The sequence below is a fragment of the Mobiluncus mulieris genome, assembly GCF_014204735.1.
Lineage (GTDB): Bacteria > Actinomycetota > Actinomycetes > Actinomycetales > Actinomycetaceae > Mobiluncus > Mobiluncus mulieris.
In genome coordinates this window covers 1,749,483-1,769,518 of sequence record NZ_JACHMA010000001.1, presented here as the reverse complement: position 1 = coordinate 1,769,518, position 20,036 = coordinate 1,749,483, and the positions used below count along the sequence as shown (strand labels likewise).

The window sequence follows — 20,036 nt, the reverse complement described above, 5'->3', positions numbered from 1 at the left end:
GATGCGTATGAACTTTGACGTGGGGACACCAATATGGCGCCAACTGTTCGACGAATTCAGCCGGCTCATTGCCGCCGGACAGTGGCCACCCGGCTCCCAGATACCCTCCGTGCGCGAACTTGCCGCCGCGCACGGGGTAAACCCCAACACGGTACAAAAGGCGCTCGTGGAACTGGAACGCGTTGGGGTCGCGGAAACCCGGCGCGGTCTGGGACGATACGTCACTGATAACGCCGCTGCCATCCGCAGCCTGGGACGGCGCTTGGCCTGCGAAGCCGCCAGGATTTTTGTCGCGGATATGAAAACTTTAGCCATCGACCTGCCCGAGGCCGAGGCGCTGGTCAAAACACAATGGAAAGGGGATAAAGATGCCAACGCTAGTTGAAATCAAAAACCTAAGTAAATGCTATACCGGCTCGAATTCCGGGCGCCCGCCGGCCTTGGATGGGCTCGACTTGAACCTGGAGGCCGGGAAAATCATCGGCCTGCTGGGCGAAAACGGCTCGGGGAAAACCACGCTGTTGAAAATCCTCGCCGGGGTGTTGGAGCCCACCGCCGGCACGGTCACCATCGCCGGGCAGCCCATTGGACCCAAAACCAAGGCCGTCACGTCCTATCTGCCCGACGCGGCCTGGCTGCCAGACGCCACCCGGGTAGATGTGGCCATTGCCCAGCACGCGGATTGTTTCGCGGACTTTCAAGCCGACAAAGCCCGGGAACTCGCCCAGTTTCTGGGCTTGGAACTGAAACAAAAAACCAACCACATGTCCAAAGGGATGCGCGAAAAACTGCAACTTACCCTGGTGATGTCACGCGAGGCGCGGCTCTATCTGTTGGACGAGCCGATTTCCGGGGTTGACCCGGCCGCCCGGCAAACCCTGCTGGACACGATTATGCGCGGGTGGAATCCCGATTCAACGCTGTTTATTTCCACCCACCTGGTTACCGATATCGAAACCGTCATGGATCAGGCAGTGTTCTTGCATACCGGCAAGCTACTCATGAACGGGGATGCCGATGAACTACGCGAAAAATACGGCCTGTCCCTGGATCAAATCTTTCGGAAGGAGTACTCCCATGTTCGCTAAAATCCTGAAATACGACTTTATGGAATTCGGTCTGGCCTCCCTGGTGGGCTTGATTCTCGGTGCCGCTGTTGCGATTGGTTCGACTTTCCTGGTGTTCACCGGGCAAGAGATACTGGTCGGGCTGGGTACCACGGTGGGTTTCCTAGCGGCACTGATTGTGCCGGCGGTGATATTTATCCTCAACGCGATGCGCTACTACCAGTCGGTTTACGGGGGACGCGGCTATTTCACGAACACCCTGGCCGTAGGTGGGGGAGTAATCCTCGGGGCGAAAACCCTGTGGCTCTATCTGGTATCCATGGCGTGCACGCTGTTTGCGATAATTTCTTTTGTGTGGCTGGTGGCTTGCCAAAACATCATGCACGACGCCCAAGGCTGGGACTACGGCGAACGAATCGCCAAAGCCTGGGAATCTATTAGCAGTGCTCTGGGTTATATTCCGGGCTATATGTACGGGATGCTCCTGGTAATCTTCCTGTTCGCGCCCTTGCAGTGGGTCATCTGGACGGTGGCATCCAGCGCCCTGGGTAACCGCTTCGCCTTCGCGCGTATCGCGGAAAAGAAAGCCGTGTGGCTGGGGGCTATTATCTGTTTCGCTATCTACCAGGCGGTTTCGCTGGCTGCCATTTTTGCCATCCCCGCCAGCCTGCACCTGACGGGTCTGGGGGACAACGTCTCCATCAACTTCACCACCGGGATAATCACCTCGGCAATGACCACCAATGATTCGGGAACCCACATCCCGCTGGGCACCCTGGTGCAAATTCCGCTGTTGATGCTGGGCTACTGGTTCGCGCACAACTCGCTGACCCGCCACCTTTCCTTGCGGTAGCTCGCGTTCTTGCCGTTGCCGTTTCGGCGGGTTCATGAGGCGCTGACGGTGTCCTGGAGCGACACGGCCGGGCTAGCTATGGTTTGTCCTACGCCGTGCCGCTCCGACGGACACCGTGAACTGGCAAGCGCCGCTACTTCCCCATCAAGAGGTCGGCCGCAGCGCGAGCCTCGGCCAGTAAAGCCTCGGGGCTCAAACCGCTGACATTCACATGCCCAAGTTTACGCCCCGCCCGGTTACCCTTGCGGTACAGGTGAATCTTGACATTCGGATAGCGATCCATCACCGTTGCGGCCGCCTGGCCGGGATCCTCCAGCGCACTGCCCAGCACATTGGCCATCGCCGTGACGGGCGCAGTGGGGGTGGTTGCGCCCAGGGGCAAGTCTAAAACCGCCCGCAGGTGCTGCTCGAACTGCGAGGTCACACACCCGTCCTGGGTCCAGTGCCCGGAATTGTGCGGGCGCATCGCCAATTCGTTGATATACAACTGGGATTTGCCGCTGGGGCTTTGCACCTCGAACAGTTCCACTGCGAACACCCCGGTGACGTCCAGTTCCGCCGCGACTCGCCGTGCGATGGCTTCGGCCTGGGCAAATACTTTTGTTTCCGTTTCATGAGGTGCCTGCAAAACGGCGGCGCACTGCCCGGATTCCTGCCAGGTCTGTACCACCGGCCAGATGCGCATCTCGCCCGAGGGACGCCGCGCCCCCAAAACCGCCAGCTCCCGGGTAAAGGGAACCCGCTGTTCCACCAGGCACTGCGTTCCAGAATCCAGCCTTTCGCGCCACTCTTGATAGTCAAACAGATTGGTGACGAATTCGACCCCGCGCCCGTCGTAGCCGCCGTGTGTCACCTTGGCGACCAGCGGCCAGCCGCAGTGTTTACCCAGCTGTGCTACCCCGTCAATATCGTCGCCTTCAACCCAGGCTGGCATGGGCAGCCCCAGTTCCCCCAGGCGCCGGCGCATCGCCAGTTTGTCCTTGGCATACACCAGGGCTTCGCGCTGGGGATGCACCGCCACCCCGGCGGCCGTGGCCTGGTCAAACACCGTATCGGGAATTAGCTCGTGTTCAAAAGTCAACACGCTGGCCCCCGCTAACAGGCGACTCAAAGCCGCCGTATCTGCGGGTGAACCCACAATGACCTGGGTTTCGGGCAACACCAAAGCCGCCGGGTCGTCCGCCGAGTTCGCCATTACCCGCAGCGCCATCCCCAGTTCCCCGGCCGCAGTGGCCATCATGCGTGCTAACTGGCCGGCTCCGATGCAGGCCACGACTGGTGCTTGATACATTTTTCCTCCTAGGATGTGAAATCACAGGTTTCCGGATTCGATTATGCGCTGCTGGGGGTGCAACCGGATTCGGGGCAAGCCCCTCATGAAACGAAAAAGTGACGCCAAGAGCTACCCAGAAAGTCCCGACGTGACCGAACGTAAGGCTGCCCCCTTGTCGATGGCAACCTGGCGTAACTCCGCCTGGTAGGCAAGCATTTTTTGGCGCAACTGCGCGCCAAAATCCCCCTGGTCGGAGCTCAGAATCCGCACCGCCAACAGGGCGGCGTTCTTGGCGTTGCCGACTCCGACCGTGGCTACCGGCACCCCGCCGGGCATCTGCACGATAGACAGCAGGGAATCGAGTCCTTCCAGGTGCGCCAGCGGCACCGGCACGCCGATAACCGGCAAAACCGTGGCGGAGGCCAGCATTCCCGGCAGATGCGCCGCGCCCCCCGCCCCGGCGACAATCACCCGCAGCCCGCGTTCGGCGGCACTCTGGGCGTATTCCAGCATGTCAATGGGCATTCTATGGGCGGAAACCACCCGGGCTTCAAAGGGAATCTCGAAATCTGTGAGGACTTGCGCGGCGGCGCTCATGGTTTTCCAGTCGGAATCCGAACCCATGACCAGGCCAACCAACGGTGTTTGCTTGTGTTCCATACCTGACCTCCTGGGGATAGCTTACCCGCGAGTCGGTGTGCTTAGTCGCAAATTATGGATATATTCCGTTTGTATAGTTCGTGGAATGTTGAACCTGCCGCCGGCTTTCGCCTCGGTTATGCCCGGCACGGGCGTATCAAATCTGAGGGAAAGCGGGTGCGTCCTCCCCGAAAACGCGACCCCACCCCCGAAATCCCTCGAATTTGATACGCCCAATCCGTGACAGGGGGTGGTTTGAGTGGTTTGCGGGTTTTGCTGGCGGGGCGAGCCTCCGATTTGAGGGTTGACAGCCACGATTTAGGATAGAGGTATGGAAATTTTTCGGGTTGACCCCGAGTCGGGTGCCTTGTCGGAATCGGAACTTGCCGCCTGCGAAGCGGCGGTGAAATCCAGTGAGCTGCTGGTGATACCCACGGATACGGTTTATGGTATCGCTTCGGTTCCTTTTGAGCCGGCGGCGGTGCAACGCCTGCAGGGCGCGAAAGGCCGCAGCGAGGATTTTCCGCCGCCAGTGCTGGTGTCCGGGGTGGCGGCCTTGGATTCTTTGTTGGAGCGCCCGGCGATTTTTGGGGCACCGGCTCCGCTTTACGAGGCGGCACGGCGGCTGGCGACGGCGTTTTGGCCCGGTCCTTTGACGATTATTGCTCGGGCAAATCCGCGCCTGGGGTGGAACCTAGGGAAAACCGGGGGTACGATTGCGCTGCGCCAGCCCGACCACCCGGTGGCACTGCAAATCCTGGAGGCGACCGGCCCGCTCGCGGTGACTTCCGCGAACCGCCACGGAGCGCCCCCCGCCACGGATATTTCCGCCGCCACCGCGTATTTCTGGGACAAGGTCGCGGTTTATGTGGATGCGGGCGAATCGCCCAGTGGCCAGCCCTCCACGATTGTGAACTTGACTAAGCTTGATGCCGCCGGCCAGCCGGTTATCGCGCGCGCCGGCGCGATAACCGCCGCCGAAATTCGTGCCGTTTTGGGTTCATGAGGTGCCATCCGAATACGCGGCTATGGCACACACATCATCCTAGGTTCGCAATTCCTATTTGGTGGTTTCGATGGTGAATTTGTGCATCTCGGTGTTGAGTTCGTTGACTTGTGTGTCCAAATCCTTCACGTCTTCGCTGAGTTTACGCAGCTCGGTGGAGGCACCGGCGGCCATGGAGGCGAAAGAAGCAACTTGCTGGGAAAGTGAACTGGCGCCTGATGAAGCCTCGGTGACGGAACGACCCATCTCGGCCGTGGTGGCGGTTTGCTGTTCCACCGCCGAAGCGATTGTCATGGAAACATTGTTGACATCCTCGATAATCTTGGTGATGCGGGTAATCGCGTCAATCGCAGCGGTGGAATCTTGCTGAATCTTTTCAATCTGATGCGAGATATTCTCGGTGGCGGTGCCGGTTTCCCCGGCCAAGTCCTTTACTTCTTCGGCAACCACGGCGAAGCCCTTGCCGGCTTCCCCGGCGCGAGCGGCTTCAATAGTGGCGTTTAGTGCCAGCAGGTTGGTTTGTTCCGCAATAGCTTGAATCGTAGAGATTACCTCCCCAATTTGCTGTGAGGATTCCCCGAGTTTAGAGATTGTGTTATTGGCTTCCCGGGCGGCTTCGGCTGCTTGACCGGCGATGTCAGCGGCGTGGTTCGCATTGGAAGAAATTTCCCTGATGGAAGCGCTCATTTCTTCGATTCCAGCGGCGGTAGTTTCAATAGCTGCTGAAACAGCCCCGGCGGCTTGTGCCCCGGTATCAGCCTCGGTGGAAGCCTGGGAAGAAGTCACTGCGGTTTGCGAAAGTTTCTCGGCCAGGGAAGAGGTGCTTTGCGCGACTACGCCGGAAGTGGAGCAAGCCACCGAAATGGCTCTGCCCAAAGAATTACGGGCATTCTCCAAAGACAACGAAACCTTGCCTAGCTCATCAAGGCGCTTGGCTTCAATCGGAACCGATAAATCGCCGCGTTCAAAGTGCTCTGTGGCTTGTTGCAGCTGAGCGATGGCAGCTAAAACTTGACGGGAAACTACTTGAGATATCACCAGGATGCACACAATCATTACCACTAGCGCCACAATGAAGGCCGGCATCCAGCGCAACAGAGTTCCCTGTAGGTATACGGCGTATTCATCCGTGTCCTTAGTGATGCTTTTGTCGAGTTTGCTGGCGGTATCATTGACTTTGCCATAGGCATCTGCCAGGGGGCCGCGAACCAATTCGTTAGCGGCTGCGATGCTCTGTGGGTTTACAGTTTGCAGAGTCGTGAACAAGTTAGCATTTACTTGCCAGTATTCATTCCAGGCAGCCTTCAGGGTTTCTTTGTCGGCTTTTTGTGCAGCGGTTAGCACGGCATCATCTATTTGTTTTATGTGGGCTGCTACATTGTCTTTGACTCCCTGTGTGCCGGTGGCGACTTCGTTGCCTGGAGCCGCTGCGTCCGTGACCCCGTCCTTTACCCGGCGCATCAGGCCTTCTACCCAGCCATCAACATCCATGATATCATAACGAACGTTGGAAATGCCAAGCTTGGAACTGTTATATTGATTCTGTCGAGCCACGCCACTGTCATAAGCGCGACCAAAAGAAAAACATAAAATTCCAATAATTACCGCCAAAATTACTCCGATAACACCTTGGAGCAACAGCTTTCCGCGAATAGTTGAGACTTTACTAACAGTTTTTCCGGGTTTTTCCATGGCGACTTCATCTTCCCTTCCTTAAAAATTACTACCCAAAAAACATCGCTCACTCTACACCCCTTCGAGGGGTGAGGGAAGGGGTCAAATATTTACAAAATGACATTGGCGATATAATAAATAAAACCGAATTAGCAGTAACATTTCGCTAACCCGCTGCGGATTTCCCCGTAAATCTGACGCAAAAACGGATTGCCCCTGACTCCGAAACCCCGAAACACCCCGGAGCCCCGGAATCCCCGAAACCCGAAAACCCCGAAATCCCCGCAAACTTCCCCGCAGCTCCGTCACGCGCCGGCCACGCAAACCACCGCTAGCGCAAGTAAAAGCTAAAATGTCAAACAAATGAAGTTCTATGCCCTGATTTTCCTGGTGGCCACGGCCGCGACATACCTCACGGTGCCGTTGGTGCGCCAGTTCGCCATCGCCACCGGCACCCTTGCCCCGGTGCGCGCCCGCGATGTGCACCAATTCCCAACTCCACGACTGGGAGGGGTGGCGATGGGGCTGGGCTTCCTGGTGGCCTTGTTTATTGCCGGGCACACGCCTTACTTGAATCAAGCGGTGAACTGGGATAATGCTAAGGGCTTGGTGGTCGGTACCGTGTTGATTTGCCTGCTAGGGGTGGTGGATGACATCTGGGATCTTGATTGGTATACCAAACTGGCCGGCCAGATTCTGATTGCCGGAATCATGGCTTATCTGGGGATCCAGTTGACTTCCTTTCCGGTTTTTGGTTTGACTATCGGTTCCTCTAGGCTTTCCCTAATCGCGACGGTACTGGTGGTGGTGGCGGCGATTAACGCGGTGAACTTCGTGGACGGGTTGGACGGGCTGGCTTCGGGGATGATGGCTATCGGCGCGGCGGGTTTATTCATTTATTCCTATGCGCTGACCAAGACCTTGGGGGCGGCTTCTTATGCCTCGCTGGCGACGACGGTAGCGGCGGCTTTGGTGGGGATTTGCTTGGGTTTCTTAGCGCATAATTTTTCACCGGCTTCGATTTTCATGGGGGATACCGGAGCGATGCTGCTGGGGTTACTCACGGCGGCGGCAGCGATTATCATTACCGGCCAGATTGATCCGGCGGCGGTGTATTTCCGCCAGGCTTTTCCTTCGTTCTTGCCAGTGTTGTTGCCGATTGCGGTGTTGGCGATTCCGCTGTTTGACATGGTTGCTTCGGTGATTCGCCGTTTGTATCACCATCAATCGCCCTTCCAGGCCGACGCTGGTCATCTGCACCATCGTTTGTCGCGGGCGGGTCGCTCCAGGGTGCGGGCGGTGTTGGTGATGTATCTGTGGACGGCGGTGTTTTCATTAGGTGCTGCCTCGTTGACACTGCTTAGGATGCGCTATGTCCTGGCTTTAGTTTCGGTGGCTTCCGTGTTGGCCTTGGTGGTTTCTATCGAAATTTTGCCAGCGGCTCGGGAACGAGTCCGCCGGGTGTTTAATCCGCGCTATCGTCCGGTTCACGGTCCGGTTCACGCGTGGGATGGGTCGGATTGTGCGGTTTGGCTTCATGAGGGGAAAGCACCTCATGAAGCCGACCCCAACGGCGAGCCGCCCGAAGACTTCAAGCACGAACCTTGCTAGACCAAGCCCAGGAGCTGCCACAGTGGGGGCATCACCAGAACCAGCACAATGGTGGACACGCTACCAACCACTATGCCGAGGGTGGCCATTTCTTTGACCTTTACTTCCCCGGTGGAATAAGCGATGGCATTGGGCGGGGTAGAAATCGGCAGGGACATGCCCAGTGAACAGGCTATGGCTACGGTTACCGCCACGGTCATGGTGTCCACCGATTCCAGGGACACGGCCAAGGTTACCGCCAGCGGTATCAACAGGTTTGCCGAGGCAGAGTGTGAAATCACATTCGCGATGGCGAACCCAATCAGGGAAGTAACCGCCACTATCAGCATCGGACTGAAACTATCCCAGGGGATGGATCCGACCATCCAGGTGCCCAGACCGGTGGCTCCCACTCCTTCACCCAGGGCGATACCGCCTGCCACCAGCCACAACACCGGCCAGTCCAGTTTCTTTATGTCCTCGCCGGTCATCACCCTGAGGCTCAGCAACACCACCACCGGCAGGAAACCGACCACGGTTGACGACACGCCGTGAATAAACTCGGTCATCCACAACAAAATCGTGGTGCCCGCGACGATATAAAACAAAACCGCCGCGAAAGAACGATTCCACGAGGTACTCATTTCTATGTTGATTTCGGCGTTTTTGGGGATAAACATCAGGGACAAAAAAACCCAGGAGGCGAACAAAATCACCAGCATAAAGGGAATCGCCAGAATCATCCACTGGATAAAGGAAATCGTGATGCCTTTTTCGGCCAGCGCGCCGATGGCGATGGCATTGGGCGGGGTACCGACGGGGGTGCCGATACCGCCCACATTCGCGGCCAGGGGAATAGACAAGGCCACCCCCGCCCGGGCCTTGCCTTTCGGTAGGGTCGCTAGAATCGGTATCACCACCGTGAACATGGTGGCGGTAGTGGCGGTGTTGGACATGAACATGGACAGCACCGCAGTAATCAGCATCAGCCCCAGGGTGGTGAGGCGGGCGTTTTTCGGGAAGGGCTTGAGCATCACGGCGGCCAGGTTTTTGTCCAGCCCGTATTTAGCCGCCCCGTCTGCTATCATGAATCCGCCCATGAACAGGATTATCACCGGGTTGGCGAGGGTAGCGAAATAACTTTTATAGCTGGCCACCTGGTCTGCCAAGGCCGCATCGCCCAGGGTGGGATCCACCAGAGCCCGGTCGGACACCATGATTACTTCCAGCCCGATTACCAACACGGCGGTGGCGCTTAGCGCGATAGGTTCGGTAATCCAAAACACGATGGCCAAAAGGAAAATCGCCAGCATGCGTTCGCCGGGCTCGTCCAGGTGGGGGATGTCTATCGCCAGGGGCAGCACGAAAACGATGGCACCCAGCACAAGGCCAATCTTGGCTTTCAAGCTCAGGGGTCGACGCCGACGTACCACTTTTGGCGGTGCCGGGGTTGGGGTGTGGAGTTGGCGCACATGCGTCAGCAAGGGCTCTGAGGATTCTTTTTTGGCGTTCATGTCACAGTCCTATACCGAGGTTTCCGCTTCTTTGAGGTGATTTAGGCTTGCGTTGTTAGCCGACCGCAGGGAGGTTACTGGTTGGGCACTAGTCGGCTACGCTGTGGTGTCGAGCGATTTGCATGGCTCGCTGGGGGTCTAAAACCCCCAGGTAGGGCATGGGTTCAATTTCCGCCAGTTCTATATAGTCGGTCAAGAGGGAGCGCACTACTTCCTGGAGTTCGGGCGCTTTCCAGGGTTTCGCGACGTATTGATCGAGCCCGGCATCGGTAACGGCGCGTATGGTGTCGGTCAGGCTGGCTTGTCCAGTCAGCAAAATTTTGCGGGTCAGGGCGGTACGTTCGTCTTCCATCATTTGCCCCATGAATTCGATACCGGTGGTGCCGGGCATCCGGTGGTCGCACACGGCCAGAGCCAGCACGTCCCCGTCTGCGTCGATTTCGTTGATTACCTCCCAGGCATCCGCTACGTCTTCGGCGGTTTCGATACGTAGCGCACTGGAAAAGCCCATTAGGTCTCGCTCTATGGCGTTGCGGACTTCCGTTTCGTCTTCCAAAATTAAGATTGCGAGTTTCATGTGTTCTATTTTGCCTTACTTTTTGTCTGTTGGGGTGTTTTCACGGGTTTTCCTTGCTGGTTCGGGGGCGCGGGTTCATGAGGTGCTTACGGGGTATTTTCGCGAAATTCCCCGACCAGCTCCGGCGTCTGGGGACTTTTCACTGGCAGCTCTACAGTTGCCAGAGTTCCCTGCGGGTTTTCCACGGTTTTCAGGTCAATGGAACCGCCGTGATTCAAGGCGATTTTTTTGCACAATCCCAGGCCTATTCCCATTCCGCCGAATCTGACTTGTCCGGCTTTCGTGGTGAAGTGCGGTTCGAAAATGTGATTGATGATTTCGGGGGGAATTCCCGGTCCGGTGTCACGGAAACACACTCTGATACGGTTTTCCCCTATCGTTTGGGTGGTGATTGTCAGGCTGCCAACTTGGTTGGGGTCACTGGCGTGTTCGCTCATGGCTTCCACCGCGTTGGTGATTACATTTGTCCAGATTTCGCTCAACTGTCCGGGACGACACGTTATGCGCGGCAGTTCCTCGTAGTTTCGGATTACTTTTACGGCTCGTAAACGGTGGTTCAACAACCGTAGGGTGTCTTCCAGGTTTTCGGGCACATCGATGTCTTCTACGGGGTCGCCGTCGGGTCTGGCGTATGACCGCAGGGAGGCCACGAGTTCTACGATACGCTCCGAGGCGGTGCGCAAATCCCGCAGATTGGTGCCGATTGCGGCGGCTAGTTCCACCACGCCCAGGGTTTTGTCATCGCTCTCGGCGATGGTTCTGGCTAGGTCGAGGTCGTGTATCCCGGCCAAAATTAGTTTCTGGGTTAAAACCGGATCGCCGGTGATTTCTCGCATTTCGCGTTTGATTTGGCGTTGTTCCTTGGTGGATAACACCTTGGCGTGTTGGGCAAGCTGCAAGGATTTCAAGGCGTGTTCTTGCCATTGCAAATCCGGCGAGGTTTCCAACAGGGAAATGGTGTCTTCGTTGAGGTAATCCGCGTTACGGCGGATGGCAGCCATGGGATTGTTCAGTTCGTGAGCCACCCCGGCCGCGAGTTCTCCCAGCGAAGCGAAGCGGGCTTGGGCGGCCATTTCTTCGCGAGCTTCTTCGAGGTGTTTGAGGGCTCGCGCCAGGTTTTCCCTTTCCACGTTCAGTTGCGTGGCCAGTTCGGCTTGTTCAATGTGCAGGGCTTCGGCGCGGCGCAGCCGCCGATCGAGGGTGCGGAGGAACAGGGTGGTAACCAGGTTAGAGATTTTATTGTCGGCATCAATTACCTCGTTGAGTTGAGGCAGGCTCAGTACTACGCCTGTAACCGGAGTGGTGGCGATGGCAGTGAAAAAGGCGGCATCCATGTCGGTGGCTCCCAACAGGCCGATGATATTGCCGGTCGAGGCGTGGTGCATCAGGATGTCTCCCGCCTCAGAGTGGTGTTCCAAGGCAATCGCGCCCGACAGTGCCAGGATGACCTTGGTGATGGGCTGGCCTTCTACGGTTAGTTTTGCCCCTTTGGGGTATTCGACCCGGGGCTGTGGGCCGATTATAATCTCGGCACGGCGTACGATTTCCGAAATAATCAGGTGGTCGTTATAAGGCAGGTCGAAGATGAATCGGTTCGTTTCCACTTCCGGCTTTTCCAGATTTACCATAGCTTCAAGCCTACCTGTCGTCATGCGGTGATATTGCCCTTTTGCTAGGAAATACATGGCCGAACCGGTGAGCTTCTTTGCTCTGGTTTTCTTGGTCACAACGCCCCGACCGGCGTGGTACCCTACGAGTATGTCAAAACAAAGTTCCGCAAATACAGGGATTCAAATCGGGTCTCAAACTCGGCGTGCCGTCGTGAGTTCTTTGCGGCTTACAGCGATATCGATACTGGTAACCCTGGGTTTAGCGGCGGTTTTGGCGGGTGTCCTGGTGGGGGTTCCTGGCTTGCAAACCGTGGGTTTGTGTGCGGTAGCGGGGCTGTTGCTGTTAGGGATAACCGTGGGCTCGCATCGGTTTGTTTTGCGGGCACCGGATTTGATGATGGTGGGGATGGGGGCAGATTTTGTCCTCAAGTTGCTGTTGTTTTTGGGTTTGGTGGCGGTGGCACGCCAGTTTCCAATCGTGCACCCGCTGGTGCTGTTTTTGACAATGCTGGCTTTGATTTTGGTACAAGCAGTGGTGTTTTCGGTGTCTTTGTTACGGTTGCGGGTGCCTCTGGTAGAGGCTCCGGAAAGGGAAACCTAAATTTTAGAAATTTAATTTTCGCGGGGTGCTAAATCGATTGGGCTTTTATGGTAGCGTTGGTTTGGCGATGAAGAAATAGGATTACTTCAAAGGAGAGTCGATGGGAGTACACATGACCTCGGGTTTGGACTCGGTGTTCGCTCCAGTGCTGGTCTCTGCTAGCGGTGATGGGTTTCACGCTCCTGATATCTCTGACTTGTTCCCCCCGGTGTTTGCTTTCGAGGGCACGGTCTTGGGGATGGATCGAGTGATGATGATTCGTCTGGTGATGTGTCTGGTTTTGGTGCTATGCCTGGTGTTGTATGCGACCCGGGCGAAGCTGGTTCCGGGACGGGTGCAAACTTTGATGGAAATGGGCTTTGATTTCTGCCGCAAGAACATCAGCGAAGAGATTATCGGCCAGGAGCTGGGACGCAAGTATTCCCCGATTATCACCGCGATTTTCTTCACGGTGTTGTTTATGAACATCGCTGGAATTATTCCGGGTTTCAACTTGGCTGGAACCGCGAAACCGGGTTTCCCGCTGTTGCTGGCGGTTTTCTCTTGGTTCGTGTTTGTCTATGCGGGGATTCGGGAAACCGGTTTGGGACATTTTGTAAAGTCCAGTCTGTTCCCGCCGGGGGTTCCCTGGGTGCTCTATATCTTGCTGACCCCGATTGAACTGATTTCGACTTTCATTATTCGACCCTTCACCCTGTTTGTCCGGCTTTTGGCCAATATGATTGCGGGGCACTTCCTTTTGGCGCTGACCTTGAGTGCTTCGAATTATTTCCTGTTTGCGCATCTTTCGACGCTGTCTCCCCTGGGGATTCTCACCTTTGCGGCGGCTTTCGCCTTTACGCTGTTCGAGATTCTGGTGGCCTTCCTCCAGGCCTATATCTTCGCGGTACTCACTGCCGTATACGTGAATCTTTCGGTTCACGCCCATTAAAAAACACAAGCTTCCCGGGTCGACCGACTCGGGAAATAACAAGAAAAAGGAAAGAAAAACATGACTGGAAGTGTAGCAGTACTTGCAACCATTGGCTACGGTCTCGCTACGCTCGGACCGGGAATCGGTCTGGGCATCTTGATTGGCCACACCCAGGATTCTATTGCCCGCCAACCGGAGCTTGCCGGCAAGCTTACGGTGAACATGTTCATCGGTATCGCCTTCGTCGAAGCCCTGGCTTTGATTGGTTTGGTGGCTGGCTTCCTGTTCCGCTAAATCGGCAAGGAAGTAGTCAATCATGGAATACGTGAACTCATTAGTAGCAGCCGTTGCTGCAGCTGAGGATAAAAATCCGCTGCTGCCGGCGATGTACGACATTGTCTGGTCGGCGATTATTTTTGCCATCATTCTGTTCGTAATCGTGAAAGTTGCGCTGCCCAAGTACAACACTCTGGCTGATGAGCGCGCGATGAAGCTACAGGAAGGCTTGGACGCAACCACCAAGGCTCACGAGGAATCCCAGAAAGCTGAGTCGCGTATCGCCGCTGAGTTGACCGAGGCCAAAGCCGAGGCCGCTAAGATTCGTGACCAGGCTGTGGCTCAGGCCGAAGATATTGTGGCTCGCGCCCAGGCTCGAGCTGAACAGGAAGCCAAGCGCATCGTCGAAACTGCCCAGCGCCAGATTGAAGCGGAACGGGTGGCTGCCGAACAGTCCCTGCGCGCTGAGGTCGGCGGTCTCGCCACCCAGTTGGCAGAAAAGATTGTGGGCGAGCAGCTAAAGGACGAGGCTCTTTCGGCGCGTGTGGTGGATCGTTTCTTGGACGAGTTGGACAAGCAGGTAGCCGCTGTTTAGGCGGTCGGATTAAAGGGGAAAAGTTTCATGAGAGCCTCATCGGTTAGAACCCTGGCCACTATGGTGGTGGCTGCGGACAAGACACTTGGTCAGGCCTCCGAGGCAGATGGCTCCAAGGTCGCCGAAGAGTTTTTTGCGCTATCAAATTTGTTTGATAGTGATATTCGGCTCGCGCGCAACCTCACAGATCCGGCACGGACTCCCGGCGACAAACAAGCCTTGGTAACCAAAATTTTCACCGGGAAGCTTTCGGCTCCGCTTCTGGAAGCCATGCGTGTCGGCGCGGCGGGACGTTGGTCTAACGAGGCGGATTTGGGTGAGACTTGTCGCCTGTTAGGCAAGCATGTTTTGCTGAAAACCGCCTCGGATAACGGGAAACTTGACCAGGTGGAGCGCGATGTTTTCGCGATGGGACAGATTATCGCTAAGAACCGTGATTTGCGAAACTTCTTGACCGACCGGCATCGAGCTCCCACTGCCCAACGAATTGCAGCTTTCAACAAGCTCGTCGGCTCCCAAGTGGATGTATTGTCCTTGCGCCTCGTGAATGCGGTGATAGAGCGTGCCCAGCCGGGGCGGATTAGCGCCGATATTCGCGCCGTGCTGGAATCAGCAGCACAAATGCGTTCCCGCACTATGGCCACGATTTACGCTGCGAAACCCTTGAGTGAAACCCAACACGCCCGTTTGGTGAATTTATTGTCTAAACAGGCAGGGCACGACGTGGTGGTCAATGTGGTTATTGACCCCCTTGTGGTGGGTGGTCTAAAGATTCAGCGCGGAGACATCGTCATGGACGGCGCTGTCTCTACCAAGGCGGAACAGTTCCGCCGGCAACTGGCTAGTTAAAATAATAAAACTCCAGGGAACCCCTTGGAGCAGAACCGAAAAAGAAGGAATGCTGATGGCTGAGCTATCAATAAGTCCCCAGGACATCAAGAGTGCCTTGGACGAATTCGTAGAGTCCTACGAACCGTCTGCCGCCACGGCGGAAGAAGTTGGCTATGTAACCGAGGCCGCTGATGGTATTGCCCACGTCGAGGGGCTGCCCGGCACTATGGCCAACGAGCTGCTGCGCTTCCAAGATGGGACGCTGGGGTTGGCGATGAACCTCGATGTGCGCGAAATCGGCGCTATTGTCCTGGGTGATTTCACTGGAATCGAGGAAGGCCAAGAGGTCTACCGTACCGGGGATGTGCTCTCCGTGCCGGTGGGGGACGGATATCTCGGCCGGGTGGTTGACCCCCTGGGTAACCCCATCGACGGGCTAGGCGAAATCAAGGATGTGGCGGGACGCCGTGCCCTGGAGCTGCAGGCTCCCGGCGTAATGATGCGCCGTTCGGTGTGTGAGCCGCTACAGACCGGGCTGAAGGCCATTGATTCGATGATTCCGATTGGCCGTGGTCAGCGCGAGCTCATCATCGGGGATCGCCAGACCGGTAAGACCGCCATCGCTATTGACACGATTTTGAACCAGCGTGACAACTGGAAGTCGGGCGACCCCAGCAAACAGGTGCGTTGCATCTATGTGGCGGTTGGTCAAAAGGGTTCCACTATTGCCTCGGTGAAGGGTGCCCTTGAAGATGGGGGAGCGATGGAATACACCACGATTGTGGCCTCGCCCGCTTCGGATGCGGCCGGCTTCAAGTACTTGGCTCCCTACACCGGTTCTGCTATTGGCCAGCACTGGATGTACGAAGGTAAGCACGTTTTGATTGTTTTCGACGATCTTTCCAAGCAAGCCGAGGCCTACCGTGCGGTGTCGCTGCTGCTGCGTCGCCCGCCGGGGCGTGAAGCCTATCCCGGTGACGTGTTCTATTTGCACTCCCGCCTGTTGGAGCGCTGCGCGAAGCTTTCCGATGAACTGGGCGGTGGTTCCATGACCGGCCTGCCGATTATCGAAACCAAGGCAAATGATGTTTCGGCGTATATTCCGACCAACGTTATTTCTATCACTGACGGCCAGATTTTCTTGCAGTCAGACCTGTTCAACGCCAACCAGCGTCCCGCCGTGGATGTGGGCATCTCGGTGTCCCGTGTCGGCGGTGATGCCCAGGTCAAGGCCATGAAGAAGGTCGCCGGTACCCTCAAGATTACCTTGGCACAGTACCGTTCGATGGCGGCCTTCGCGATGCTGGCTTCCGACTTGGATGCCACCACCCGCCGCCAGTTGACCCGAGGCGAGAAACTAATGGAGCTGCTAAAGCAGCCGCAGGGAACCCCCTATCCGGTTGAAGAGCAGATTTGCTCGATTTGGGCGGGTACCAATGGCTATCTTGATGACATCGCCACCGACAAAGTTCTGCAGTTCGAACGCGACTGGCTGGACTACCTGCGTAAAGAGGAATCTATCTTAAAGGAGCTGCGGGAAACCGGGGCGTGGCCCGACGAGCTGGTGGCGCGCCTGGAAACGGCGGTAAAAGCCTTCCGTAAGACCTACGAACTGGTTCCAGAAAAGAAACTGGATGCTATCGGTGGCGAGGCAGAAGCCGAGCACTCCGAGGAACAGATTGTGGCGCGCAGCTCCCGCAGCTAGAGCCTAGAGGAAGAAAGCAAAAGACATGGCAGGTTCGCAAAGAGCTCTGAAACAGCGCATCCGCTCTACCGAGACGCTGCAAAAGATTTTCCGTGCTATGGAAATGATTGCAGCCTCGCGAGTCGGCAAGGCGCGCGGAGCTGCGGAATCAATTACCACCTATGACTCCGCAATTGCCGCTGCGGTGGCGGCGGTTTCCGCGCACTCGTCGCTGAATCACCCCCTGATTACCGAACGCACCGATACCAAAAAGGTCGCGGTGTTGGCTGTTACCTCTGACCGAGGCATGGCCGGGGCATATTCCGCTGCTATCTTGCGGGAAACGGAACGTCTGATTGAGCGGTTGCACAATGAAGGCAAAGAGCCGGTGATTTATGTTTCGGGGCGGCGTGCCTTGAGCTACTTCAACTTCCGGGGCATTGAAATCGCCGCCTCGTGGACAGGTAACTCGGATCGCCCTTCGGAAACCAGAACCCAAGAAATCGCCCGACGTCTGTTAGGGGATTTCTTGGCTCCGGCCGACCAGGGCGGGGTCAGCGAACTATACATGGTTTACACCAAGTTCCGTTCCATGGTTTCTCAAGTCCCTCAGGTGCGCAAAATGCTGCCCATCAAGGTTATTGATCCGGACGAAGAAATCCAGATTGACGGCATGGGTTTGGCCGATATGCGCAAAGATTCGGTGCTGCCACTTTACGAGTTTGAGCCGAATGCCCACGAAGTCTTGGAAACCGTGATGCCGCTGTACGTGGAATCCCGAATTCGCGCCGCATTGTTGCATGCGGCGGCCGCCGAACTGGCCAGCCGTCAAAACGCGATGCATTCCGCCACCGACAACGCCCAAGACCTGATTAGCGGCCTGACTCGCGAGATGAACCAGGCACGCCAGGCCGAAATCACCACAGAAATCTCTGAAATCGTTTCCGGTGCGGATGCACTGAAGGAAACGAAGAAATAACCGCACAAAAACACTAGGAAACGCTGAGGAAAAACAATGGCTGAAGAGAAGAAAAACGGAACCGGGCGGATTGCCCGCGTGATTGGCCCGGTGGTGGATATCGAGTTTCCCCCCGACCAGTTGCCGGATATGTACAACGCCTTGATTGTCAACTACAAGGGCATGGGTGGCGAAGACCAGTCCATGACCCTGGAAGTAGCTCAGCACCTGGGCGACAATATTGTGCGCGCTATCGCCTTGAAACCTACTGACGGTTTGGTGCGCGGTGGCAAGGTAATTGATACCGGTGCTCCCATTTCAGTTCCGGTGGGGGACATCACCAAGGGACATGTATTCAACGTGACCGGGGACTGCTTGAACCTCAAGGAAGGCGAAACCATCGAGGTTAAGGAACGCTGGTCTATTCACCGTAACCCCCCGACCTTCGACAAGCTGGAATCCAAAACCCAGATGTTTGAAACCGGGATTAAGGTTATCGACCTGCTGACTCCCTACGTCCAGGGCGGCAAGATTGGCCTGTTCGGTGGTGCCGGGGTGGGCAAGACCGTGTTGATTCAAGAGATGATTCAACGCGTGGCTCAAGACCACGGCGGGGTATCCGTCTTTGCCGGGGTGGGCGAGCGTACCCGCGAGGGTAATGACCTGATTCACGAAATGGCAGACGCTGGCGTGCTGGATAAAACCGCGATGGTTTTCGGCCAGATGGACGAGCCCCCGGGAACCCGTTTGCGGGTAGCTTTGTCCGGGCTAACCATGGCCGAATACTTCCGCGATGTGCAAAACCAGGACGTGTTGCTGTTCATCGACAATATCTTCCGCTTCACCCAGGCTGGCTCCGAGGTTTCCACCCTGTTGGGCCGGATGCCTTCCGCCGTGGGCTACCAGCCCAACCTGGCTGACGAGATGGGTCAGCTCCAGGAGCGGATTACCTCGGCGGGTGGTCACTCGATTACTTCGCTGCAAGCGATTTACGTCCCGGCCGACGACTACACCGACCCGGCGCCGGCCACCACTTTCGCCCACCTGGATGCGACCACGAACCTGTCGCGTGACATTGCCTCGCGTGGCTTGTACCCGGCGGTGGATCCCTTGGCTTCGACTTCCCGAATCCTTGACCCGCGCTATGTCGGCAAAGAACACTACGAAGTCGCCACCCAGGTTAAACAGATTCTGCAAAAGAACAAGGAACTGCAAGACATCATTGCTATCTTGGGTGTCGATGAACTTTCGGAAGAAGACAAAGTCACCGTGGCTCGGGCTCGTCGTATCGAGCAGTTCTTGTCCCAGAACACCTACATGGCCACAAAGTTCACCGGTATTGACGGGTCGACGGTACCGCTGTCCGAAACCATCGAAGCGTTCAAACGGATTTGTGAAGGGAAGTACGACCACATTCCGGAACAGGCCTTTTTCAATATTGGTGGTATCGAGGACCTCGAAGCTGCCTGGGCTAAACTCCAGAAGGAAATGTGATGTCCCTGAAAGTTGCAGTTGTCGACCGCGCTCATACCCTGTTCCAAGGCGAGGCGCACCAAGTGGTGGTGCCCGCAGCGAACGGCGACTTGGGGATTTTGCCCGGCCACCAACCCCTGCTGGTGGTGCTGCGTCCCGGCAAAGTCCGGGTCACGTCTAACGGGAAAACCCAGGAGCTAGCGGTCACCTCTGGTTTCGCCTCGGTTGATAACAACACGGTGACGGTGGTTTTGGGCTCGGATCTTTCAGAATCGGATAACGGTTCTGGCACCCCCCGTGATACGCTTTCCGCGCCGCCCAACGTGAGCGGAGAATAGGGGTTTTCGTGGTAGATGTTGCGAGTTCCGTGGTTACGGTATTGGTCTTCATTTTGCTTGCTTTGAGTATCCTGGCGGTCTACTTTATCGCCCGCCTGAAGATTAAGGCCTTGAATGCGGGCTCGTTCAATGTGGCTTACCGGGAAAAGCCCGAAGATACCTGGGTGGCCGGCGTATGCCACTATGCCGAGGATTTACTGAAATGGTACCGGCTTTTCTCGCTGAAGTGGGGTTCTTCGGTGCGCTGGACGCGCCAGGATTTCGAAATTCTCAACTCTGAAGTACGCGAAGCCGATGGCGAGACGCTGGCGATTCTGCACTGTCGTGCCGGTCAGGCTAAACATGGTCAGATTGAACCCCCCGCTGATTTCTATCTCGCGATGGGGGTTCATGATTATTCTGGCTTGGTTTCCTGGATGGAATCTGTCCCGCCCCAGGCAGCTGAGGTTTTCTGAAAACGCCGGTATGACGGCTGGCACCTCATGAATCTGGCGAAACCAACGAAACCGGCTAAGCCAACGTAACCAACAGAATCTCTGAATCTGGCGTAACCAACGAACCCGA

General features: G+C 56.6%; 22 protein-coding genes. 16 read left to right on the top strand and 6 right to left on the bottom strand.

What is annotated here, in order from left to right; all coding sequences use genetic code 11:
• Position 1 precedes the first annotated feature (1 nt).
• Genes F4555_RS07945 through F4555_RS07935 form a run of 3 tightly spaced genes read left to right on the top strand, consistent with a single transcriptional unit; the run spans position 2 to position 1,920 of the window.
• Positions 2-385: a GntR family transcriptional regulator gene (locus tag F4555_RS07945; RefSeq protein ID WP_260399995.1), complete on the top strand. Its 384-nt coding sequence runs from the start codon at positions 2-4 to the stop codon at positions 383-385.
• Positions 369-1,088, top strand: a complete 720-nt coding sequence (locus F4555_RS07940) for an ABC transporter ATP-binding protein (RefSeq protein ID WP_004011658.1) — start codon at positions 369-371, stop codon at positions 1,086-1,088. Before F4555_RS07945 ends, F4555_RS07940 begins: the two co-directional genes overlap by 17 nt.
• The gene (locus F4555_RS07935; protein WP_115325836.1) at positions 1,078-1,920 is read left to right on the top strand and encodes a hypothetical protein; all 843 of its coding nucleotides are present in this window, start codon (positions 1,078-1,080) and stop codon (positions 1,918-1,920) included. Before F4555_RS07940 ends, F4555_RS07935 begins: the two co-directional genes overlap by 11 nt.
• 133 nt (positions 1,921-2,053) lie before the next feature.
• On the opposite strand, the gene F4555_RS07930 is transcribed toward F4555_RS07935, so the two are convergent.
• Both F4555_RS07930 and purE read right to left on the bottom strand, forming a co-directional pair.
• Positions 2,054-3,211 (bottom strand): 5-(carboxyamino)imidazole ribonucleotide synthase, encoded by a 1,158-nt coding sequence (locus tag F4555_RS07930; protein ID WP_004015230.1) that lies wholly within the window; start codon positions 3,209-3,211, stop codon positions 2,054-2,056.
• A gap of 111 nt (positions 3,212-3,322) precedes the next feature.
• Positions 3,323-3,853 carry a 5-(carboxyamino)imidazole ribonucleotide mutase gene (gene purE, locus F4555_RS07925; protein ID WP_004015229.1) on the bottom strand — a complete coding sequence of 177 codons (531 nt, stop codon included), beginning with the start codon at positions 3,851-3,853 and terminating at the stop codon, positions 3,323-3,325.
• 85 nt (positions 3,854-3,938) lie between these two features.
• Between purE and F4555_RS07920 the strand changes: the two genes are divergently transcribed.
• Positions 3,939-4,076 (top strand): molybdopterin oxidoreductase, encoded by a 138-nt coding sequence (locus F4555_RS07920; RefSeq protein ID WP_114989616.1) that lies wholly within the window; start codon positions 3,939-3,941, stop codon positions 4,074-4,076.
• Positions 4,077-4,163: 87 nt separating this feature from the next.
• Positions 4,164-4,838: an L-threonylcarbamoyladenylate synthase gene (locus tag F4555_RS07915; protein ID WP_114989615.1), complete on the top strand. Its 675-nt coding sequence runs from the start codon at positions 4,164-4,166 to the stop codon at positions 4,836-4,838.
• Positions 4,839-4,892: 54 nt separating this feature from the next.
• On the opposite strand, the gene F4555_RS07910 is transcribed toward F4555_RS07915, so the two are convergent.
• On the bottom strand, positions 4,893-6,530 hold the full coding sequence (locus F4555_RS07910; protein ID WP_004015226.1) for a methyl-accepting chemotaxis protein: 1,638 nt from the start codon (positions 6,528-6,530) through the stop codon (positions 4,893-4,895).
• 345 nt (positions 6,531-6,875) lie between these two features.
• Between F4555_RS07910 and F4555_RS07905 the strand changes: the two genes are divergently transcribed.
• Positions 6,876-8,123, top strand: coding sequence for an MraY family glycosyltransferase (locus tag F4555_RS07905; protein WP_004015223.1), 1,248 nt, complete (start codon positions 6,876-6,878; stop codon positions 8,121-8,123).
• On the opposite strand, the gene F4555_RS07900 is transcribed toward F4555_RS07905, so the two are convergent.
• From F4555_RS07900 to F4555_RS07890, 3 genes are all read right to left on the bottom strand, one after another.
• Positions 8,120-9,616: an SLC13 family permease gene (locus F4555_RS07900; protein ID WP_004018182.1), complete on the bottom strand. Its 1,497-nt coding sequence runs from the start codon at positions 9,614-9,616 to the stop codon at positions 8,120-8,122. The two genes, F4555_RS07905 and F4555_RS07900, sit on opposite strands and share 4 nt — an antisense overlap.
• 88 nt (positions 9,617-9,704) lie before the next feature.
• Positions 9,705-10,193 (bottom strand): response regulator, encoded by a 489-nt coding sequence (locus tag F4555_RS07895; RefSeq protein WP_004011668.1) that lies wholly within the window; start codon positions 10,191-10,193, stop codon positions 9,705-9,707.
• A gap of 86 nt (positions 10,194-10,279) precedes the next feature.
• Positions 10,280-11,920 carry a sensor histidine kinase gene (locus tag F4555_RS07890; RefSeq protein ID WP_004018186.1) on the bottom strand — a complete coding sequence of 547 codons (1,641 nt, stop codon included), beginning with the start codon at positions 11,918-11,920 and terminating at the stop codon, positions 10,280-10,282.
• A gap of 31 nt (positions 11,921-11,951) precedes the next feature.
• On the opposite strand from F4555_RS07890, the gene F4555_RS07885 reads away from it, so the two are divergent.
• From F4555_RS07885 to F4555_RS07840, 10 genes are all read left to right on the top strand, one after another.
• On the top strand, positions 11,952-12,404 hold the full coding sequence (locus F4555_RS07885; protein WP_255312865.1) for a Cg1360 family ATP-synthase-associated protein: 453 nt from the start codon (positions 11,952-11,954) through the stop codon (positions 12,402-12,404).
• 100 nt (positions 12,405-12,504) lie between these two features.
• Complete coding sequence (gene atpB / locus F4555_RS07880) at positions 12,505-13,335, top strand: F0F1 ATP synthase subunit A (protein ID WP_004011671.1); 831 nt, start codon at positions 12,505-12,507, stop codon at positions 13,333-13,335.
• Between the two features lie 60 nt (positions 13,336-13,395).
• Positions 13,396-13,611, top strand: coding sequence for an ATP synthase F0 subunit C (gene atpE, locus F4555_RS07875; RefSeq protein WP_004011672.1), 216 nt, complete (start codon positions 13,396-13,398; stop codon positions 13,609-13,611).
• 22 nt (positions 13,612-13,633) lie between these two features.
• Complete coding sequence (locus tag F4555_RS07870) at positions 13,634-14,188, top strand: F0F1 ATP synthase subunit B (RefSeq protein ID WP_004011673.1); 555 nt, start codon at positions 13,634-13,636, stop codon at positions 14,186-14,188.
• A 27-nt stretch (positions 14,189-14,215) separates the two neighbouring features.
• On the top strand, positions 14,216-15,037 hold the full coding sequence (gene atpH / locus F4555_RS07865; protein WP_004015215.1) for an ATP synthase F1 subunit delta: 822 nt from the start codon (positions 14,216-14,218) through the stop codon (positions 15,035-15,037).
• A 55-nt stretch (positions 15,038-15,092) separates the two neighbouring features.
• Positions 15,093-16,724, top strand: a complete 1,632-nt coding sequence (gene atpA, locus F4555_RS07860; RefSeq protein WP_004015214.1) for a F0F1 ATP synthase subunit alpha — start codon at positions 15,093-15,095, stop codon at positions 16,722-16,724.
• Between the two features lie 25 nt (positions 16,725-16,749).
• Positions 16,750-17,682: a F0F1 ATP synthase subunit gamma gene (locus F4555_RS07855; RefSeq protein ID WP_004011676.1), complete on the top strand. Its 933-nt coding sequence runs from the start codon at positions 16,750-16,752 to the stop codon at positions 17,680-17,682.
• Between the two features lie 36 nt (positions 17,683-17,718).
• A complete protein-coding gene (gene atpD, locus F4555_RS07850; protein WP_004011677.1) occupies positions 17,719-19,155 on the top strand; it encodes a F0F1 ATP synthase subunit beta in 1,437 nt (478 codons plus the stop codon).
• Positions 19,155-19,472, top strand: a complete 318-nt coding sequence (locus F4555_RS07845; RefSeq protein WP_115325838.1) for a F0F1 ATP synthase subunit epsilon — start codon at positions 19,155-19,157, stop codon at positions 19,470-19,472. Before atpD ends, F4555_RS07845 begins: the two co-directional genes overlap by 1 nt.
• 8 nt (positions 19,473-19,480) lie before the next feature.
• Positions 19,481-19,927: a DUF2550 domain-containing protein gene (locus F4555_RS07840; RefSeq protein ID WP_004011679.1), complete on the top strand. Its 447-nt coding sequence runs from the start codon at positions 19,481-19,483 to the stop codon at positions 19,925-19,927.
• Positions 19,928-20,036 lie beyond the last annotated feature (109 nt).

What these genes read in the sequence shown, in the direction of transcription:
- F4555_RS07945 (WP_260399995.1), top strand. Translation starts at nt 2, where the DNA reads ATGCGTATGAACTTTGACGTGGGGACACCAATATGGCGCCAACTGTTC.
- F4555_RS07940 (WP_004011658.1), top strand. Translation starts at nt 369, where the DNA reads ATGCCAACGCTAGTTGAAATCAAAAACCTAAGTAAATGCTATACCGGC.
- F4555_RS07935 (WP_115325836.1), top strand. Translation starts at nt 1,078, where the DNA reads ATGTTCGCTAAAATCCTGAAATACGACTTTATGGAATTCGGTCTGGCC.
- F4555_RS07930 (WP_004015230.1), bottom strand. Translation starts at nt 3,211, where the DNA reads ATGTATCAAGCACCAGTCGTGGCCTGCATCGGAGCCGGCCAGTTAGCA.
- purE (WP_004015229.1), bottom strand. Translation starts at nt 3,853, where the DNA reads ATGGAACACAAGCAAACACCGTTGGTTGGCCTGGTCATGGGTTCGGAT.
- F4555_RS07920 (WP_114989616.1), top strand. Translation starts at nt 3,939, where the DNA reads ATGTTGAACCTGCCGCCGGCTTTCGCCTCGGTTATGCCCGGCACGGGC.
- F4555_RS07915 (WP_114989615.1), top strand. Translation starts at nt 4,164, where the DNA reads ATGGAAATTTTTCGGGTTGACCCCGAGTCGGGTGCCTTGTCGGAATCG.
- F4555_RS07910 (WP_004015226.1), bottom strand. Translation starts at nt 6,530, where the DNA reads ATGGAAAAACCCGGAAAAACTGTTAGTAAAGTCTCAACTATTCGCGGA.
- F4555_RS07905 (WP_004015223.1), top strand. Translation starts at nt 6,876, where the DNA reads ATGAAGTTCTATGCCCTGATTTTCCTGGTGGCCACGGCCGCGACATAC.
- F4555_RS07900 (WP_004018182.1), bottom strand. Translation starts at nt 9,616, where the DNA reads ATGAACGCCAAAAAAGAATCCTCAGAGCCCTTGCTGACGCATGTGCGC.
- F4555_RS07895 (WP_004011668.1), bottom strand. Translation starts at nt 10,193, where the DNA reads ATGAAACTCGCAATCTTAATTTTGGAAGACGAAACGGAAGTCCGCAAC.
- F4555_RS07885 (WP_255312865.1), top strand. Translation starts at nt 11,952, where the DNA reads ATGTCAAAACAAAGTTCCGCAAATACAGGGATTCAAATCGGGTCTCAA.
- atpB (WP_004011671.1), top strand. Translation starts at nt 12,505, where the DNA reads ATGGGAGTACACATGACCTCGGGTTTGGACTCGGTGTTCGCTCCAGTG.
- atpE (WP_004011672.1), top strand. Translation starts at nt 13,396, where the DNA reads ATGACTGGAAGTGTAGCAGTACTTGCAACCATTGGCTACGGTCTCGCT.
- F4555_RS07870 (WP_004011673.1), top strand. Translation starts at nt 13,634, where the DNA reads ATGGAATACGTGAACTCATTAGTAGCAGCCGTTGCTGCAGCTGAGGAT.
- atpH (WP_004015215.1), top strand. Translation starts at nt 14,216, where the DNA reads ATGAGAGCCTCATCGGTTAGAACCCTGGCCACTATGGTGGTGGCTGCG.
- atpA (WP_004015214.1), top strand. Translation starts at nt 15,093, where the DNA reads ATGGCTGAGCTATCAATAAGTCCCCAGGACATCAAGAGTGCCTTGGAC.
- F4555_RS07855 (WP_004011676.1), top strand. Translation starts at nt 16,750, where the DNA reads ATGGCAGGTTCGCAAAGAGCTCTGAAACAGCGCATCCGCTCTACCGAG.
- atpD (WP_004011677.1), top strand. Translation starts at nt 17,719, where the DNA reads ATGGCTGAAGAGAAGAAAAACGGAACCGGGCGGATTGCCCGCGTGATT.
- F4555_RS07845 (WP_115325838.1), top strand. Translation starts at nt 19,155, where the DNA reads ATGTCCCTGAAAGTTGCAGTTGTCGACCGCGCTCATACCCTGTTCCAA.